At 41.2% G+C, this 17,096-nt stretch carries 14 protein-coding genes and 2 rRNA genes; 3 read left to right on the top strand and 13 right to left on the bottom strand.

Annotated elements, in window-relative coordinates; genetic code table 11:
* The 3 genes from P2W71_RS07370 to P2W71_RS07380 all read left to right on the top strand — a co-directional run.
* A 23S ribosomal RNA gene (locus P2W71_RS07370) occupies positions 1-120 on the top strand; the annotation flags it as partial.
* A 132-nt stretch (positions 121-252) separates the two neighbouring features.
* Positions 253-364 (top strand): 5S ribosomal RNA (gene rrf, locus P2W71_RS07375).
* Positions 365-851: 487 nt separating this feature from the next.
* Positions 852-3,566 (top strand): hypothetical protein, encoded by a 2,715-nt coding sequence (locus P2W71_RS07380; protein WP_276369105.1) that lies wholly within the window; start codon positions 852-854, stop codon positions 3,564-3,566.
* A gap of 1 nt (position 3,567) precedes the next feature.
* Here P2W71_RS07380 and bioA read toward each other — a convergent pair whose 3' ends face one another.
* From bioA to P2W71_RS07445, 13 genes are all read right to left on the bottom strand, one after another.
* Entirely contained in the window at positions 3,568-4,851 is a 1,284-nt protein-coding gene (gene bioA / locus P2W71_RS07385) for an adenosylmethionine--8-amino-7-oxononanoate transaminase (RefSeq protein ID WP_276369108.1), read from the bottom strand.
* Positions 4,844-5,458 carry a dethiobiotin synthase gene (gene bioD, locus P2W71_RS07390; protein ID WP_276369109.1) on the bottom strand — a complete coding sequence of 205 codons (615 nt, stop codon included), beginning with the start codon at positions 5,456-5,458 and terminating at the stop codon, positions 4,844-4,846. Before bioD ends, bioA begins: the two co-directional genes overlap by 8 nt.
* 6 nt (positions 5,459-5,464) lie before the next feature.
* Positions 5,465-6,583: a pyridoxal phosphate-dependent aminotransferase family protein gene (locus tag P2W71_RS07395; protein WP_276369110.1), complete on the bottom strand. Its 1,119-nt coding sequence runs from the start codon at positions 6,581-6,583 to the stop codon at positions 5,465-5,467.
* A gap of 6 nt (positions 6,584-6,589) precedes the next feature.
* Positions 6,590-7,132, bottom strand: a complete 543-nt coding sequence (locus P2W71_RS07400; RefSeq protein WP_276369111.1) for a hypothetical protein — start codon at positions 7,130-7,132, stop codon at positions 6,590-6,592.
* Positions 7,133-7,148: 16 nt separating this feature from the next.
* Positions 7,149-8,006, bottom strand: coding sequence for an SDR family oxidoreductase (locus tag P2W71_RS07405; RefSeq protein ID WP_276369113.1), 858 nt, complete (start codon positions 8,004-8,006; stop codon positions 7,149-7,151).
* A gap of 177 nt (positions 8,007-8,183) precedes the next feature.
* Positions 8,184-8,510: a hypothetical protein gene (locus tag P2W71_RS07410; RefSeq protein WP_276369115.1), complete on the bottom strand. Its 327-nt coding sequence runs from the start codon at positions 8,508-8,510 to the stop codon at positions 8,184-8,186.
* A 70-nt stretch (positions 8,511-8,580) separates the two neighbouring features.
* Entirely contained in the window at positions 8,581-10,647 is a 2,067-nt protein-coding gene (locus P2W71_RS07415) for an ATP-binding protein (protein WP_276369117.1), read from the bottom strand.
* Positions 10,648-10,709: 62 nt separating this feature from the next.
* Complete coding sequence (locus P2W71_RS07420; protein WP_276369119.1) at positions 10,710-11,936, bottom strand: MFS transporter; 1,227 nt, start codon at positions 11,934-11,936, stop codon at positions 10,710-10,712.
* A gap of 91 nt (positions 11,937-12,027) precedes the next feature.
* Positions 12,028-13,173, bottom strand: coding sequence for a cystathionine gamma-synthase (locus P2W71_RS07425; RefSeq protein ID WP_276369121.1), 1,146 nt, complete (start codon positions 13,171-13,173; stop codon positions 12,028-12,030).
* Positions 13,174-13,293: 120 nt separating this feature from the next.
* Positions 13,294-13,635: a hypothetical protein gene (locus tag P2W71_RS07430; RefSeq protein WP_276369123.1), complete on the bottom strand. Its 342-nt coding sequence runs from the start codon at positions 13,633-13,635 to the stop codon at positions 13,294-13,296.
* Complete coding sequence (locus P2W71_RS07435) at positions 13,632-14,252, bottom strand: ParA family protein (protein ID WP_276369126.1); 621 nt, start codon at positions 14,250-14,252, stop codon at positions 13,632-13,634. Before P2W71_RS07435 ends, P2W71_RS07430 begins: the two co-directional genes overlap by 4 nt.
* A gap of 63 nt (positions 14,253-14,315) precedes the next feature.
* On the bottom strand, positions 14,316-15,629 hold the full coding sequence (locus P2W71_RS07440) for a dihydrolipoamide acetyltransferase family protein (RefSeq protein ID WP_276369128.1): 1,314 nt from the start codon (positions 15,627-15,629) through the stop codon (positions 14,316-14,318).
* 149 nt (positions 15,630-15,778) lie between these two features.
* Complete coding sequence (locus tag P2W71_RS07445; RefSeq protein WP_276369130.1) at positions 15,779-17,026, bottom strand: competence/damage-inducible protein A; 1,248 nt, start codon at positions 17,024-17,026, stop codon at positions 15,779-15,781.
* Positions 17,027-17,096 lie beyond the last annotated feature (70 nt).

Below are 17,096 nucleotides of genomic sequence, written 5' to 3' on the forward strand. Positions count from 1 at the left end.
CTTGCCTCAAGATGAGACTTCCATTAAGGGACGTCAGAGACTATGACGTTGATAGGCTGCAGGTGTAAAGGCAGAAATGTCAAAGCTGAGCAGTACTAATTACCCGAACGCTTCAGATAAAGAAAAACAATTTCAAATATCAAAAACGAGAACACTCTTATGTGCTCGCACTATTTACTACACACTACTCTTTCATCACACCCATGTTAAAATTATTGATAGAAAATATTTATCAAAAGATATTAAAGATCTTAAGGTGACTATAGCGGTGGGGATCACCTCTTCCCATTCCGAACAGAGCAGTTAAGCCCACCAGCGCTGATGGTACTAGGATAACACCCGGGAGAGTAAGTCGTTGCCTATCTTTTATTAAAGCCTTCATGAGAAATCGTGAAGGCTTTTTTGTTTTTAATCAACCAAAGAATTTACGGCGATCGATAACTATCGGGACGTTGCCTATCTTTTATCGCATCCACCATAGCTTTAGCGAAGGCGGATTCTAAAGCCTCATCCTCAAATGAAGCTTTTTTTTATAAACACTTTATCGATGGTGGACACCACCTTCCTTTTGAATTTACGGGGGAAGGGATTACCTAATGTTGTTTTAAAATTTCAATCTTCCGACATCCGGATCATCGATTTAGTCAGTTACATCAACTACCTTCAGAAAAAATCTTCAGATCCTCGCTTCAAGTAGCATGGGAGTTCAAAATACAAAACGGACAAGTCCACGAACGACAACATTATCTATACTAAACGATCCGTCAACACGTTATGGAAGACAATGACTGTTACTGTCTATTTATTTAAGTTGTTGAATTATTTTTTCACCACTATCTTCAACCTTTTAAATGCTCGCAAAGTACTCAGTGAAAAAACTTCCATTACTAATAACGCTAGGAATCATCATTGCAGTCGTCGGTGGATATTTTTTGTATGAACATCTTGCGATAAAAAATAAACTTGGCCCCTGGGATCTCGTTCCGTCTGAAACTATTTTGGTATATGAAGCAGGGCCCTGTGAATCTTGCCAAGATCAACTTAAAAATTCCAGTGTATTACAGATAATCAAACAAGCTGTTTTTTCTACTGAACAGGACTCGTTGCAGCATCTTACAGATTTTGTGCTATCACAATTGGAGCCAGGATCTTTAATCTCCCTACACGTAACGCGAAGAGATGACTTTGATTTCATCTTTTATGCTTCAGCAAAGACTAATCTTGAACAACAATTTAATTCAGTACTCGAAAAATTAAGAAAGAGCAAAGGGATTGCTTTTTCGGAAAGACAATACAACGGGGTTCAGATTTTTGAAATTTCACAGAAGCAAAGAACTTTTTCCTGGGTTAAAATTGAAAACGTTTGGGTCGGCAGCTTTACACCAATCCTGATTGAAGATGTTATACGAATGCACAATTCAGATGGCGTGACATATAAAGAGAGGTTAGGAAGTGTATATCAGCTTCCGCGCGTACAAAATGACGGCGGAAATGTCTATTTGAGTCTGAAAAATTTTGCTGAATGGTTTTCTTTGTTCATCAATGAGCCGCCTTCCCCGCTCGTTCAGCATTTCGGTCAATCCGCTCTTCTCGATGTTAAAATAAACAACGACAACAATTTTATAATGAATGGTTTCAGCGTCGATAGCATAACACACGCAAATTATATTCTGTCAGCTTTTAAAAATCAGGTTCCGGTCCCTTTTGGATTGAAGCAGTTTATTTCTAATCGCGCGTTAATGGTAGTGAGTTATGGGGTTAGCAATGGAGCGGATTTTCAGAAAGACTTGCAATCGTTCAATAAAGGACCACGGGCAATTCGAGACACGCTTAGCCAGCTTTCAAAATTGTCGTCAGTCGATTTTCAAAAAATGATGGGTAACCTGGCCGGTGAAGTAGGTGTGGTTTGGTTAGAAGCTAAGGGACAAGGCACATCAAAAGTTGTTGTTATTGATTCTCATAATGGCGTGGATAACTGGGTCAAGACATTTAATACGCTGTCCCAGAAGGTTAGCATTGATACAATATTTTTTGAAAAATATTCCGGATATGAAATCCGTGAACTCCCCGTGCATCGTTTCCCTGAAAAGTTATTCTATCCGTTGATATCTGGTTTTAATACCAGTTATTATACCAATGTGGGTAAAACATTATTTATAGGCGAAGACCTCAACGAGCTCAAGCGTTACCTTGATGACATAGATCGCGAAGATACGTGGGGTAAATCGGTAGCGCAGAATCAATACCTGGAATCAACTTTACTGGAATCCAATATTAGCCTATTCATCAATACGCCAAAAATTTGGAATGTGTTGGAAAGCTCCTTGCGCCCGAGGTGGAAAAAATTCGCAAAGGAAAATCGAACCCTGTTGCGATCGCTTGGAATGGGTGCCGCACAATTTAGTCACCTGAACGATAGTTATTACACCAACATCGCATGGGCATATCAACCATCCAAAGTATCGCGTAAGCAGGAACAGGTTTCTTCAGAAAAACTAATTACAAATTTCGCTAATACCCTGGTTAAGTTTGCCGTCGTTAGAAGTCATGTAGACAAGAGTAATGAGATTCTGGTTCAGGATTCCACCTGGAATGTCAGTCTTGTCTCCTCAGAGGGTAAAATTTTATGGAAGATTCAAACTGATGGGCTAATAGCAGATGAAATCATTCAAATTGACTACCTGAAAAACGGCAAATTGCAGTATTTCTTTGCAACGCCGGGTACCCTACACGTTGTTGATCGTTTAGGTAATTACGTAAAACCCTTTCCTGTAAAAATACCTGAGACAGACATTGAGTTTGTTACGCTGGTCGATTATGACCATAGTAAAAATTATCGATTTTTTATAACTGGTAAGTCAGGAAAGATATGGATGTACGACAAAGATGGTACTAATCTGGAAGGCTGGCAGCCCAAAGAGATAGGGGAAAGTCTTTTTGCTTCTCCAAGGCATTATCGAATTCGAGGGAAAGATTACATCATCGCTATTCGAGATGATGGTAATGCTTATTTAATGAACCGTCGGGGTGAATTGTTGAAAAAATTTCCTCTTAACCTGAATGCGAGGCCGGCAGGTGATTTCTATTTGGAGACCGGCAAAACGCTGGAGAGCACCTATTTCGTTTTAGTATCACGAGATGGTTTTAGAATCAAGTTTAATCTTGATGGAAAAATTACCAGGGAAGCGTTAGTAAAAAATACGGTTGACGCCAGCTTTAGTCTCATAGCAGAGAAAGATTCAAAATCCTACATGATAGCGCGCCACGAAGCCAAGCAGTTTACCCTACTAGATGAAAAACTTAATACAGTATTGACGAGCGATTTCATTGATCGATCGGCGCAAACCCAATACTATGACTTTGGTTCAGGTAAAATTTATATCACCGTGACAGATACCAACCAGGATCTATCGTTTGTATTCGATGCGCAAGGCAAATTAGTAACCATATTACCTTTTGAAAGTTATTCCATCGCGCTGCGTCCGTTGGATGCGGACAAAGTGAGTGTATACACGATTTTTGAAAATGCGCTTACCATTCAGCCTCTTCAAAGTTCGAATGAGTGATTTACTTTTTTGTTTCTAGTAAGAATTCTTCAATGCAGGTATAGATGTGGTCAAGTTCATGTGCTTGAATTACATAAGGGGGCACAATGTAGATCACATTTCCCAGAGGCCTCAATAAAATATTTCTGGCTAAGAAGAATGGATATACTTTTTTCCGGACTTCATTGAAGTAAGAAGTCTTTTCATTTGTTTTCAATTCAACGGCGAGAATAGTACCCAGGCAACGGATGTCCTGCACGAGCTCCATTGCCTTGATCTTATTTCGAAAATTAAGGTGTTGACTTTCGATACTTTTTATTTGCTTCTGACAACTTTCATTTGTTAACAGTTCAAAACTTGCGTTGGCAGCGGCACAGGCCAGGGGATTTGCTGTGTAAGAATGTCCGTGAAAAAAAGTTTTGTCATCATCACGTGATAGGTAAGCTGAAATAATTTTTTTAGAACAACTTGTTACTCCCAACGGCATCGTGCCGCCTGTAATACCTTTTGAGATTGAAATGATGTCAGGCTGGTTGGATAGATAATCAGACGCGAACATTTTTCCGGTTCGTCCAAATCCCGTAAATACTTCGTCTGCTATACAAATAACATCATGCTTATGTGCTTCGTGAATTAACGTATCCAAAATACCTGCAGTATAAATCCGCATACCTGCTGCTCCCTGCACCAATGGTTCAAAAATGAATGCACCTACATCATTATTTTTGATTAACGCTTTAAATTGATTCAAGATAGTACCTTCGTTATTCTCGGTAGGAAAGTCAATGTACACAACATCAAACAAGTAAGGGATAAAAGCCGCCGTAAAACTACCCCGCTCGCCCACTGACATAGAACCAAACGTGTCTCCGTGATATGCGCCACGAATAGCAATCACTTTTTGTTTATTATTGACACCCTGGTTATGCCAAAATTGAAAAGCTATCTTTAGGGCAACCTCAACAGCAGTGCTACCGTTGTCAGAAAAAAATATTTTTGTCTGATTGTTCGGCAAAATGCTTAAAATATTTTTTGAAAGTTGAATGGCGGGTCTATGGGTGAAACCGGCAAAAATAACATGCTCCAGTGTCTGAGCCTGCTCCGCTATTGCCTTCGCTATAACGGGATGACTATGCCCATGGAGGTTAACCCACCAGGAAGAAATGGCATCCATGATTTTACGCCCATCTGATGTATGGAGATAAATACCGTCTGCTTTTTCTATGAGAATCGGTAAATCCTCACTTCCTAGTGAAGTAAAAGGATGCCAGATATTGTTCTTATCAAGTTGCTGAAGATTATCCATTCCAATTTGATTTCAATTTTCTTGCATATTCTTGAATTACTTTCCCATTCATGCTTTGCTCTTTATCAATATGCAATAACGGTATTAAACCTGTGTGATGCAGGATGATTCGTTCCGATTCCGAATTATATACGCCGTTGAAAATAATACCCTTTACAGGGATATTTCTGCTTCGTAATGCTTCGTATGTCAACAGGGTGTGATTAATGCTGCCGAGATAGAAATTCGAAACAAGGATTACGGTTGCTTTGAATTTGGTCGCGAGGTCGATGACCAAGTCACGATCGTTTAAAGGTACCAGGCAACCTCCGGCTCCTTCAATAATCAAATCGTTATCATGATCCGGAACTTCAAAGTCTTCTAATTGTATTTTAATATTCTCCAACGCAGCGGCTGCATGCGGTGAAGCAGGTGTTTTCAGAATGTAACGCTCGGGGTGAATGATTGTCTGGCCATCATCATTTAATAATTCTTTTACTGTTTCAGAGTCGGTAGGAAACCCCGCCTGAACAGGTTTCCAGTAGTCTGCCTGAAGCGCCTCGCATAAGATTGCAGAGGCTACGGTTTTACCACTATCCGTTCCGATGGCTGTGACAAAGTAAATCATGAGTGCTTACAACTTCTTTAATGCAGCTGTAAGTTTAGTAATTTCCTTTAAGGTATTGTAGGTGTGAAGGCAAATTCTAAGCCGTTCTGACCCCGCAGGAATAGTCGGGGATAAAATTGGACGCACGTCAAAGCCAGATTGCTGAAGGATATTTGCCGCGCTCTTCACATTTTCGTTTCCAGGAAAAATAACCGTTTGTATAGCACTGTTGCTAGGCGTTCGATTGGTTAAAGATTTAAGGCCGTCCAGATAGGCGTTTATCAATTTGGTCAAATCCGTTTGGAGATGTGTATGTTTATCAAGGTACGCAAAAGCACATGCTATTGAAGCTATGCTATGAGGAGACAATGCCGTGGTGTAAATAAAAGGCCTCGAGAAATTTATAATGTATTGAATGAGATTTTTCGAACCTGCAATACAGGCACCATGAATCCCCATTGCTTTTCCAAAAGTATAAATCCTGATGTCAATTTCATTTTCTATTCTAAATGTGGTTGCAAGTCCGCTGCCTTTAGCTCCCATTACCCCTGTGCTATGCGCTTCATCGAGGATGATAAACGCTCCATATTTTTTTGCCAGGATTGTTAGTTCGGGCAAGGGGCATGCATCCCCGTCCATCGAGTAAATCGATTCAACGGCAATGAAAATTTTACCTGATGCCTTTTTTAGTTTGGATTCAAGGTCATTTAAGTCATTATGATTAAAAGTGAAACGTTTTGCCAGACTTAATCTTGCCCCATCTTTTATCGAAGCGTGAGCAAGTTCGTCCAAAATGATCGTATCATTTCTTTGCGGTATGGAAGAGAAGACCGCGAGGTTTGCCGTATAACCTGAATTCAAAATTAATGCCGCTTCACTTTTGAAAATTGATGCCAGTATATCTTCAACGTCTTGTGTATACGCACTATTGCCCGAGATTAACCGGGAACCGGTAGATCCGTTCCTTCTAAATGGAAGGGCTTTAGTCCGCTTATTGATTAAATCAAATAATTCTTCGGAGCGTGCAAGGCCGAGATAATCGTTCGAGCAAAAATCAACTAGGTCTGTTTCAGGTTTTAATTCCCTGAAAAGATTTTTTTCTTTTCGCTCGCCCAGCTTTTCTACAAACCAAGTATTTAGTTTCACGTATGTTTATTTGAAAGTGAAATGATATCCAATGCTGAAAGCAATCGGTAAAGGTTCGGCTGCAATAGAAATGTTAGGTTGTTGTTTGAGCGAATTCCATCTATCGTGAAATGCTTTTGGACGAAATGGAACTACCAACTCAAGGTTCATAAAATTCGCCCTTCCTCCAAAGTGAAACTCCATTCCTCCGCTTAAAGATGTTCCGTAGTATATTTTGTCGTACGCCGCCGCATTTTGAACTTTGATTACGCCGTTGTAACCATACATCACGCCAAAGGTGGGACAAAATTTGTTATCGGGCGCGAATCGAACTTGCGCACCAACGTTATAGCCAAAATCAACCAGCGCATAACCAATGCCACCAAAAACAGCCAACCGCTTGGTGGGAAGAAATGTTATCCTCCCTCCAATGCCACCATAATCCAAACCAATGCCTAGGCCGAGGTTCAATTTTGAATGTTGTTCGGGTAAGTCATAGCGGGTGTACTCCTGTGCATGAACACAAAGTGTCTGGCACCACAGATAACAGATTAACAAAACTGATTTCATGAAATCGTTTCAAACATTATTTGCCTCGCATCTTTTCGAGCATGTCCCACATTTCTCCCGGAATGTTTTCCAGGTGGCTGAACTCGCCTCCGTTTCGCAGCCACTCCCCACCATCAATGGTGATGACCTCACCATTTACGTAAGCTGAGTAATCAGACATTAAATAGGCCGCAAGATTAGCAAGCTCCTGGTGCTCACCTACTCGTTTTAAAGGAACCCGTTCAGCAGGATCAAATTTTTTAGCAAGATCACCAGGGAGTAACCTGCTCCAGGCGCCTTCAGTTGGAAAAGGACCAGGTGCAATGGCGTTGCTTCTAATTTTATATTTGGCCCATTCTACAGCCAGCGATCTTGTTAGTGCAAGTACACCTGCCTTGCTACACGCAGACGGAACAACATAACCACTACCTGTCCATGCATAGGTAGTAACGATATTTAAAAATGTTCCAGGTTGTTTTTTTGAGATCCAGTTTTTGCCTGCTGCGAGCGTTGTATAATAAGTTCCCTTCAAAACAATATCGACAACGATGTCAAAGGCTCGATGTGATAATCTTTCGGTAGGGCTTATGAAATTGCCTGCAGCATTATTGACAATGCCGTGAATTTGTCCGAACTCAGCTTCTGCGAGTTTAATAACATTTTCAATTTCATCGTATTTGCGTACATCACATGCTATAGGGAGTACCTTTCCCCCTTTTTCTTTTGTCATTTCGGTAGCTGCATGCTGTAAAACTTCAGCTTTGCGACTCGTGATGACGAGATTAGCACCTAACTCCAAAAAATACTTTCCCATTGACTTGCCTAAGCCTGTGCCCCCACCTGTGACGATGATGGTTTTGTCCTTCAGGCTTCCGGGTTTTAACATTCCTTCCATAGGTTTCGAGGTTATAAGTAAAGATAGGTGAAAAATTATAGGCCAAGCAAAACGGTTGGCTACTAGGCCAAATCGGTATCCCTAACTTCTGACTTTAAAAAACTTCGGGATTTGTTAGCGAGCTGGAAGGATGGCGAGGCTGCAAAATAAAAATCCCCGCATGGAACGGGGATTAAATTAGTTTATTGCCGGTCTGTCTTGAGCATCGTGCTTGTCTCTGCGAAGCTGACGGTTTGCTTTATTTTGTTTGTGATGAAGCTTGGTACGTTCTGCAGGAGTAACAACACCGTCGGCTTTTACACGTCTTTCAGATCGTCGGATCTTTCGCTGATTATGTCGGGCATCTGCGGCTTCAGCCTTTGTTAATTCGCCGCTGGCAACGCCTTGCTGTATGCGGTGACGTTGATTTTTCTGACGTTGATCTACCACCGGCGTTTGTTGAGCTTGGGTTTCGATTATGCCTGCAAAAACAATGAATGCTAGTAATGCAAATAGTTTTTTCATGTCTGTAATAATTAATTATTCCTTTGACTACAGGGTCGTGGCAAGGTTTAATGCTTTGGAAAGAATATTGCTATTTATTTGAAATGGGCAAATGGATTATGAACTCGCTTCCCTTTCCTTTTTCAGATATTAATTCAATGGTGCCTTTCATCCGATCCACCAGCGTTTTTACGATTGCTAAGCCAAGTCCGTTGGATGATTCGCCAGCGGTAGGTCTCGAACTGAGTCTCTTGAATTTTTGAAACAGATCCCGCTTATCTTTCTCTGAAAAACCTTGTCCCTGATCTTTAATCGAAATCCAAATACGATCATCAGACTTTCCTGCAGCTACCTCTACCGAGGAGTTTTTATTGGAAAACTTGATGGCATTTGTGATGAGGTTATCTATGATCCGGCTTAAATAGTCCGCATCTAAATAAACTTCCTCATTTTCTATTCTTGTAATGTGAAGATGAATATGTTTTGCTTCGGCTGCTGTTTGGTACCCATTTACTTTTCTCAATAAGAAATCACTAATGTCAAATAATGAATAATTGGGAAGCACATTTTCTTCAAGCATGTGCACATCCAACAGATCTTTGATCAGGTAAAGGCCGGCTTGTGTAGCTTCCTTTGTCATTGAAATATATCGTCGCTGATCGGCGGTCAAACCACCTTCCATTTCCATTAGGTCAGCAACACCTTTAATAGTATTTAATGGAGATTTCAGATCATGCGCAACAATACTCATCAGCGTATCTTTCTCATGATTCAAATCTGAAAGCTGCTGATTCCGACGGGAGAGCTTTTCATTTTGTTCAACAATTTCACGGCGTTGGTTTTGGATGAATTGATTTTGTTGTGCTAACGTTTCGTTTACTTCTCTTCTCTTCTTACTGCTTTGCCATTGAATGAATCCCAAGACACTCACGAAACCAATGATAATTATCAGGACAATATTTTGTAGCTTCTGTTGTTCAACGGTGATAGCAGTTTTTGCCTGGTTAACTTTCAACAGTTCATTCTCCTGTTCTTTTCTTTCAATTTCAATTTCAAATTGCAGTCGCTCAACTTGTCTCGCCAGGTCGAGATCTTTAATCGAGTCTTTTAATATTAAGTATTGGTTAAGGTTTTCTAGTTCTGCATTCCTGTTTTTTTCTTTTTCTGAGAGTTTCCAAAGAAAATAATGCGCCCTCATTCTTGAGGCCAGGTCCTTCGTTGAAGTGGCGATCGTAAGAGCCTGTGTAAAATATCTTCTTGCTTCACGTAAATCGTTTTTTTGAGCCTTGATCTGACCTAATGTGAGAAAGGCTTGGGGGAGCATGCGCACAATGTTTTTCGACTGAATTACACGAAGGCCATCGAGGCAGATTTTTTCTGCTTCATTTAAAGAATCCTGATGTAAATAATTCTCGGCGATGAACGTCTTGATCTCCGCCAAATTTATCTCATCGTGTATCACCATTCCCGCAGAGTCAGCCTTATGCAAATAGTACAATGCTTTATCAGGCTCGTTGGTCTCTTCGTATAGTCGGGCCGTTTGCAAGTACGCGGACATAATATCGCGTGTGTTGCCTAATGATAGCCTGATCTTGTTAGCCTTTAAATAATTGTTTTCAGACTTAATATAATCGCGTTGAGACTTATACAAGTTGGCTAAACTCTGATAGGTATAAGCGATCCCTGTGGAGTCGTTGATATTTTCAAAAATGGACAAAGCTTTTATGAAAAAGGTATACGAGCGTGCCAGCAGACCCTGCTCAAAAAATAATCGCCCCAAATTGTTATTAGAATGGGCAATCTGAACTGAATCCATTTGTGCGGTGGATATTTTCAGTGCTTCTTCATAGTGTTCAAAAGCAGCAATGCGGTCGCCTTTATAATTCAGCGCCACCCCGATAAAATTCATAGGCTTAGCCATCGATTTAGTAAGCTTCAAGCTATGCCCAAGAGTATTAGCTTGTTTTGCATAATAAATCGTGCTGTCAGGATATGCCCACCGGTATTCCCATGCTAAGTCATTCAATAGTCCAAATCTTCTGTGTGCCTGTGCGTTCTCCAGTTGTTGCCGGATACTGTCAATAAGCTGAAGATTTTGCGCTAAAGCAGGAATTGTAAAGGCTACAAAAGCCAGAAAAATGAAAAATTTTTTTGTCACAAAAGGGAGACTTTACTATTTCGCTAGGGCAGGCTTAGGCAAAAATTTTCACAAGATACGAACTAATCGATCTCTTCAAAATTGAGATCACGTCCATATGTCTCATCAATAAGCTGTAAGGCGATAAAAGCGATAATGATCGTTAAAACCCCTACGATAAGGGCGCCATAGATGATGCCGAATTCAGCTCTTAAGTATTTAAATCCCAATGTTAATGGCACTACCGTACCACGAATAAAATTCGGTACTGTCGTCGCAGCCGTGGATCGAAGATTGGTTCCGAATTGTTCGGCTGCAATCGTCACAAACAACGCCCAGTATCCTATGCCAACACCGAGGCAAAAACAGGCGAAATAGAAAAATCCTGAACTTTTAACCGGATTAAACAGGTAGTAGAATATGAATGCGAGTGTGAGCAACATAAAGATCTTAAGAACCTTTTTTCTTGATCCCACGATCTGGCTGCTTACACCGCTAGCCATATCGCCAACGGCTAATCCGATATAACTAAACATTACAGCGTCTCCGGCACCGATAGTACCTTCTATGTTAAGTTCCTTAGCAAATTCAGGGGAGAAAGTGATTAAAATGCCAATTGCATACCAAATGGGTAAGCCGATAAAAATGCAACCCATAAATTTCAGGAACCGGTCACGCTTTGTAAAAAATTGAAAGAAGTTACCCCGTTGTACTTTCTTCTCTTTGGATTTTAAAAACATACCGGATTCGAAAACACTAACCCGGGCAATCAACAACAAAAGACCGAGGCCGCCACCAATGAAATAGGAGATTTGCCATTCGAACATTTTTGATAAAAAGTTACCTACAACAGCACCCATCAGTCCAACAGTTGCAATAATTGTGGTACCATAACCTCTTAAGTTGGCGGGAAGTATTTCGGAGACCAACGTTACCCCTGCACCAAGTTCGCCCGCTAAACCAATGCCGGCAATAAAACGCAACCATGCATATTGATCTAGTGATGTAACAAATCCATTGGCAATGTTAGCAAGTGAATACAATAGGATGGAACCAAACAACACTGAAAGTCTTCCCAGCTTATCACCCATAATTCCCCAGATTAGTCCACCGACCAGGAGTCCTGTCATTTGTATGCGAAGGAGATATTCTCCTGTTGCAAGCAACTCGCTTTCTGCAATTCCTAATGACAGGAGACTGTCGCGACGAACGATACTAAAAAGAAGCAAGTCATAGATGTCAACAAAATAACCGAGGGCAGCAACAATGACGGGTACACTAAAAAGAACGCTGTAGTTTTTCTGTTCCATTGGGAAATTTGGCTTCTAAAATAGGAAAAGTCCGTTTAGTTATTAGGGAATAGTTAAAGTTATAAGGACTTTCGCTAACAACTTCGTTTTCTCAAACCTTACCCAATGCTTGTTCTAAGTCTTGCAATAAATCTTCAATATCCTCTACGCCAATACTTAACCGGATCAACGAGTCCACCAATCCGTTTTTTACTCTTTCTTCTTTCGGGATACTGGCGTGTGTCATTGATGCCGGATGATTAATTAAAGATTCAACTCCCCCTAACGATTCAGCCAACGAGAACAGTTCAACACGCTCCATGAGCAGGGTCGCTTTCTCCATGTTATCATCCTTCAATGTAAAGGAAAGCATGCCTCCAAAATCTTTCATTTGTTTTTTTGCTATCGCATGGTTGGGATGGTCAGCAAATCCTGGCCAATAAACTCGTCCTACTTTTGGATGACTTTTTAAGTATTCGGCAATTTTTCTTCCATTAAAACAATGGCGTTCCATCCTGAGGTGAAGTGTTTTGATTCCCCGGAGAACAAGAAAGGAATCCTGTGGCCCAGGAACGGCACCACATGAATTCATGATGAATGACAAATCCTGGTATAATTTCTCATCGTTCATCACAAGGGCGCCCATGATAACATCCGAATGACCACCGAGATATTTCGTAACTGAATGCATCACAATGTCGGCACCTAATGCTAACGGATTTTGTAAGTAGGGTGAAGCAAATGTGTTATCGACAGCAACGGTAATATTTTTTCCTTTCACTAAATCAACACATGCTGCAATGTCCACGATGTTCATCAATGGATTGGTAGGTGTTTCTAACCAGAGCAATTTTGTTTTATTATTCAGGACCGGTTCAATGTTGGATGTTTTTGTAAGGTCAATGAAGTGAAATTTTATCCCATACTTTTCGAAGACGCGTTTGAACATTCGATACGATCCACCATATAGATCATTGCTTGTAATAACTTCATCCCCCGGATTCAACAATTTGATTACCGCATCCGTTGCCCCCATGCCTGAAGAAAAGCAGATTCCGAATTTTCCATTCTCTAATGCAGCAATGCTTTTTTGAAGCGAATTACGCGTGGGGTTTGCGCCACGGGCATAGGCATATCCCTTGTGTTTGGCGGGAGATTCCTGCACATAGGTAGAAGTTTGATAAATGGGTGTCATGATGGCACCTGTTGACGGGTCTGGCTCCACGCCGGCATGTACTGCTTTTGTTCCGAATTTCATGTGATAAGGATTTGGGAAGCAAAGTTATTCCTTATCCGTTATCAGTGAAAGTTATTGATTAAAAGTTCATGAAGAGCAAGAGCGTTTGATTCTAAACAAAGTACAATGTCCGCATCACGCTTATGGCCGATTTCTCCAATACTGCCGGATGGCATTTTTCCAATCACTTCCATGCTGGAGGTAAAGGGCTGTGTTGATCAGCATTTTGTCTTCCGGCAAAGAATTTTTTTGATCTTCCAATGATTGGATAATGAATTCGTATAGTTTCTTTCTAAATGCAGGATCGTCTTTTGCGCCGATGTCATTGAATGTGTTTTGTACAAGTATATTTTTTGTATCGGCTGAGCTAACTTCAGATGTAGTTTCTACAGTAGCGCTGAATGTTTCGGGTGTAACCAATGTTGCTGCCTGTTGCTTTAGAAACGCATTAAGATCCTGTAGTGTGTTTTTTTTCTTGCTCATAAAATGTTCAAAATAGACTGTGCTATTGGTAAGTATTCTTTCTCTGCTTCTAATGTGCTGTAATTGACAAAGAGATTTTTTTGAGGCACGATCACGGGTAAAACGATAGCGTCAAGATCTTTCAAACTTTGTCGCACCGTATAGATATTTGTGGCACCGTGAATCCGATTGGGAAGAATCAGGATTTTGAGTTTGTGATTTATGTCCCGTGCGGGTGCAAGGTCAGTTACCGTTTGATAAGTTACCAACAAATCATTTTGCGTTAAACTCGTAGGGACAATAACGATGTCGCTCACGAGGCAAAGTTTCTTTAAGCCTTCATCCGTGGTTTTGCCGGCGCTGTCGACAATAATGATATCTTCCTGTCTGGTTTCTTTTATGGTGGCAAGTTCGTTAGCAACATTGTTATCTTGCGATCCCAATATTTCAAAACCGTTTTTTGTTTCGTTGGCTTTGAAAAGCTCCATCTTGCGAAGTGTGTTCAGCGTATAGTTGGTATCCGTTTCAATTAATAAAACACGCTTGCCCATCTGATAGAGCGTGGTTGCAAGATTAATTGCGTTGGTAGTTTTACCTGTTCCCCCTTTACGGCTGATGAAGGATATGATTTTAGCCATAAATAAAAATAGGAAACCCTTGGGTCTGTTAGACCTTCGTGTAAGGAAATCAGCATTTATGCATCAGAGCGAACGGCTTGTATCAAATTTTTCAAGGTAATCAGCTACACGCCTTACCATACTTCCTCCAAGTGCCCCGTCCACCACACGGTGGTCATAGGAGTGAGACAGGAACATTTTATGACGAATGGCAATCGAATCACCATATGGTGTTTCAATAACCGCCGGTTTCTTTTGAATTGCGCCTAACGCGATAATGCCTACCTGGGGTTGAACAATTATAGGCGTTCCCATTACGTTGCCGAAAGAGCCGACATTTGAAATAGTGAAAGTACCGCCTGATAGTTCATCGGGTTTGAGTTTATTATCACGAGCTCTTTTAGCAAGATCATTTACCACTTTAGCTAATCCGGCAAGATTAAACTGATCTGCATTTTTGATTACAGGAACAATAAGATTTCCGGAGGGTAGTGCTACCGCCATGCCGATGTTGATGTCTTTCTTCCGTATAATTTTGTCACCGTCCACCTGGATGTTTATCATCGGATAGTCTTTGATTGCATTTACGACAGCTTCAATGAAAAAGGGTGTATACGTGAGGGTGTCACCGGTGCGTTTCTGGAAGTCATTCTTCATCTTATTCCTCCAAAAAATAATACCAGTAACATCAGCCTCTACAAAAGAAGTTACATGAGGAGCAATTCGTTTGGATTCAACCATGCGTTCAGCAATCATTTTCCGCATGCGATCCATCTCAATAATTTCATCTTCTGCGCCTAACGACACCGATACTTTAGGCGAGGGCGTTTGTACGGAGATAGAATGTTGAATTGGTTTTATGGTTGAACCTAATTTCCGGTTTTCAACATAGTCGAGGATGTCTTTCTTCGTAATTCTGCCTTCCGCTCCTGAGCCCTCTATGGTCTCGAGTTCTGCGATAGTTATATTTTCCTCCTTGGCAATATTTTTAACTAAGGGCGAAAAAAACTTTGAGCTGGATTTAAAATCCATCGCATGGTTCTTTCCATTGTTATGGGAACGAGCAGTTTCATTGACGTCTGGCGTGGATATTGAAAGTTGGCGTTTAACTGGTGTACCAGGCGTTGTTTCTTCTGCAGCGCCATTTACTTCTTCAGCATCCACCGTCAGGGTTGCTATGGCTTTTCCTACCTGAACAATTTCTCCCTGTTGCACCAATATTTCTTTAAGGACCCCGGCATGTGTTGATGGTATTTCAGTATCTACTTTATCGGTAGCCACTTCCAATACCGATTCTTCTAATTCAATTTTATCGCCAGGCTTTTTTAGCCAAGACAAGATCGTAGCTTCCGTAATGCTTTCGCCCATTTTAGGCATAATGAGTTCTACAAGCGCCATGAGAAATGATTTTGGTAGTAAAGGTAATATTTTTAGAGAGAAGTCCACCGGCGGGGTCTATGGTAACTTGCGTGGCTGCGCTTGCTTTACAGGAAGCCGCGCTGCATAAGCGATCGAAAAATCAACACTCAATTGCCCACGGTACCTGTCTAGGTCTTCAATCCTAACCGGATTAAGTTTAACGCTGCCTGTGAACTGTATTTGATATTAAGTATTCTGTCTTTTGTGAGTTGAAGTTTTTTAGCGATAGTCTGATTTTTATCGGAGAACGCAATCCATACCGTCCCCACCGGTTTCTCTGGCGTAGCGCCGCCCGGGCCTGCTATGCCACTGGTTGCAACTCCAATATCAGTTTTGAATTTCTCTCGGACCTTCGTTGCCATTTCGCGGATCGTCTCTTCACTTACTGCTCCAAACCTTTCCAATGTTTCGGGTATCACTCCCAACTGCTGCATTTTAATTTCATAAGCATAAGGAACAATACTACCTTGAAAGTAAGCAGAGCTTCCTGGTACAGTCGTGATGAGATGTGATAAGTATCCGCCGGTGCAGCTTTCCGCTATAGCCAAGGTTAGTTTTTTTTCCAATAATGTTCTCCCGATAACAACTTCGAGCGGCTCGTCTCCATAACCGTAGATAAAGTCACCCACTAACGGAATTAACTTTTCGGAAAGTTGTTTGGTTTCCGCTTTCAAAGAATCAAGAGAATCACCAATGCCAGTTAACCGCAGTTTTACTTCTCCAAGTCCGGGTAAATAGGCTAGCTTGATATGTTTTGGTAACGACTTCTCCCAATCTGCAATTTTGTCTGCAAGAAATGATTCTCCAATACCAGCGGTGCGAATTACCAGATGATGAATGACAGGTGTCTCAAAAGTTTTTTTGAGTTTAGGGACAATAATGTCTGTCATCATCAGTTTCATCTCGTGCGGAACTCCAGGCATAGAAACAAAAACCTTTCCGTTACGGAAGAACCACATGCCTGGAGCGGTGCCTACTTTGTTGGTAATTTTTTCACAGCATTCTGGCAACGCAGCTTGCTGACGGTTGACCTCCGTTAGTTCCCGTCCACGGCTTTTAAAAAACTCAGTTACTTCTGCTAAGGCTTCTGGGTGAATCTTTAATTCGCAGTTAAAGAATTTCACCAAACAAGGCTTGGTAAGGTCATCACTTGTTGGCCCCAGGCCCCCCGTGATCAAAACGATGTCGGCACGTTTCTCAGCTTCTGCGAGTGCATTAAGTATCTCATCTTCCAAATCGCCAACGGTAGTTTTACGAATTACTTTTATACCTGCGTTGCTTAACGCTGCACTCATCCATTGCGCGTTGGTGTCTACAATCTGACCGTAAAGAAGCTCATCACCAATGGTCAGGAGTTCCGCGTTTATTGTTATCATGCTCAAGTATAAAAAATTTTACTGACCATCCAACGTTATGAACTGCATTCTGGTCTTACTAATTGAACGT

The organism is Chryseolinea sp. H1M3-3 (assembly GCF_029360725.1).
Lineage (GTDB): Bacteria > Bacteroidota > Bacteroidia > Cytophagales > Cyclobacteriaceae > Chryseolinea.

Bases quoted from the DNA above. Each gene is read 5' to 3' on its own strand.
- P2W71_RS07380 (WP_276369105.1), top strand. From the start codon at position 852: ATGCTCGCAAAGTACTCAGTGAAAAAACTTCCATTACTAATAACGCTA.
- bioA (WP_276369108.1), bottom strand. From the start codon at position 4,851: ATGGATAATCTTCAGCAACTTGATAAGAACAATATCTGGCATCCTTTT.
- bioD (WP_276369109.1), bottom strand. From the start codon at position 5,458: ATGATTTACTTTGTCACAGCCATCGGAACGGATAGTGGTAAAACCGTA.
- P2W71_RS07400 (WP_276369111.1), bottom strand. From the start codon at position 7,132: ATGAAATCAGTTTTGTTAATCTGTTATCTGTGGTGCCAGACACTTTGT.
- P2W71_RS07405 (WP_276369113.1), bottom strand. From the start codon at position 8,006: ATGGAAGGAATGTTAAAACCCGGAAGCCTGAAGGACAAAACCATCATC.
- P2W71_RS07410 (WP_276369115.1), bottom strand. From the start codon at position 8,510: ATGAAAAAACTATTTGCATTACTAGCATTCATTGTTTTTGCAGGCATA.
- P2W71_RS07420 (WP_276369119.1), bottom strand. From the start codon at position 11,936: ATGGAACAGAAAAACTACAGCGTTCTTTTTAGTGTACCCGTCATTGTT.
- P2W71_RS07425 (WP_276369121.1), bottom strand. From the start codon at position 13,173: ATGAAATTCGGAACAAAAGCAGTACATGCCGGCGTGGAGCCAGACCCG.
- P2W71_RS07430 (WP_276369123.1), bottom strand. From the start codon at position 13,635: ATGAGCAAGAAAAAAAACACACTACAGGATCTTAATGCGTTTCTAAAG.
- P2W71_RS07435 (WP_276369126.1), bottom strand. From the start codon at position 14,252: ATGGCTAAAATCATATCCTTCATCAGCCGTAAAGGGGGAACAGGTAAA.
- P2W71_RS07440 (WP_276369128.1), bottom strand. From the start codon at position 15,629: ATGGCGCTTGTAGAACTCATTATGCCTAAAATGGGCGAAAGCATTACG.
- P2W71_RS07445 (WP_276369130.1), bottom strand. From the start codon at position 17,026: ATGATAACAATAAACGCGGAACTCCTGACCATTGGTGATGAGCTTCTT.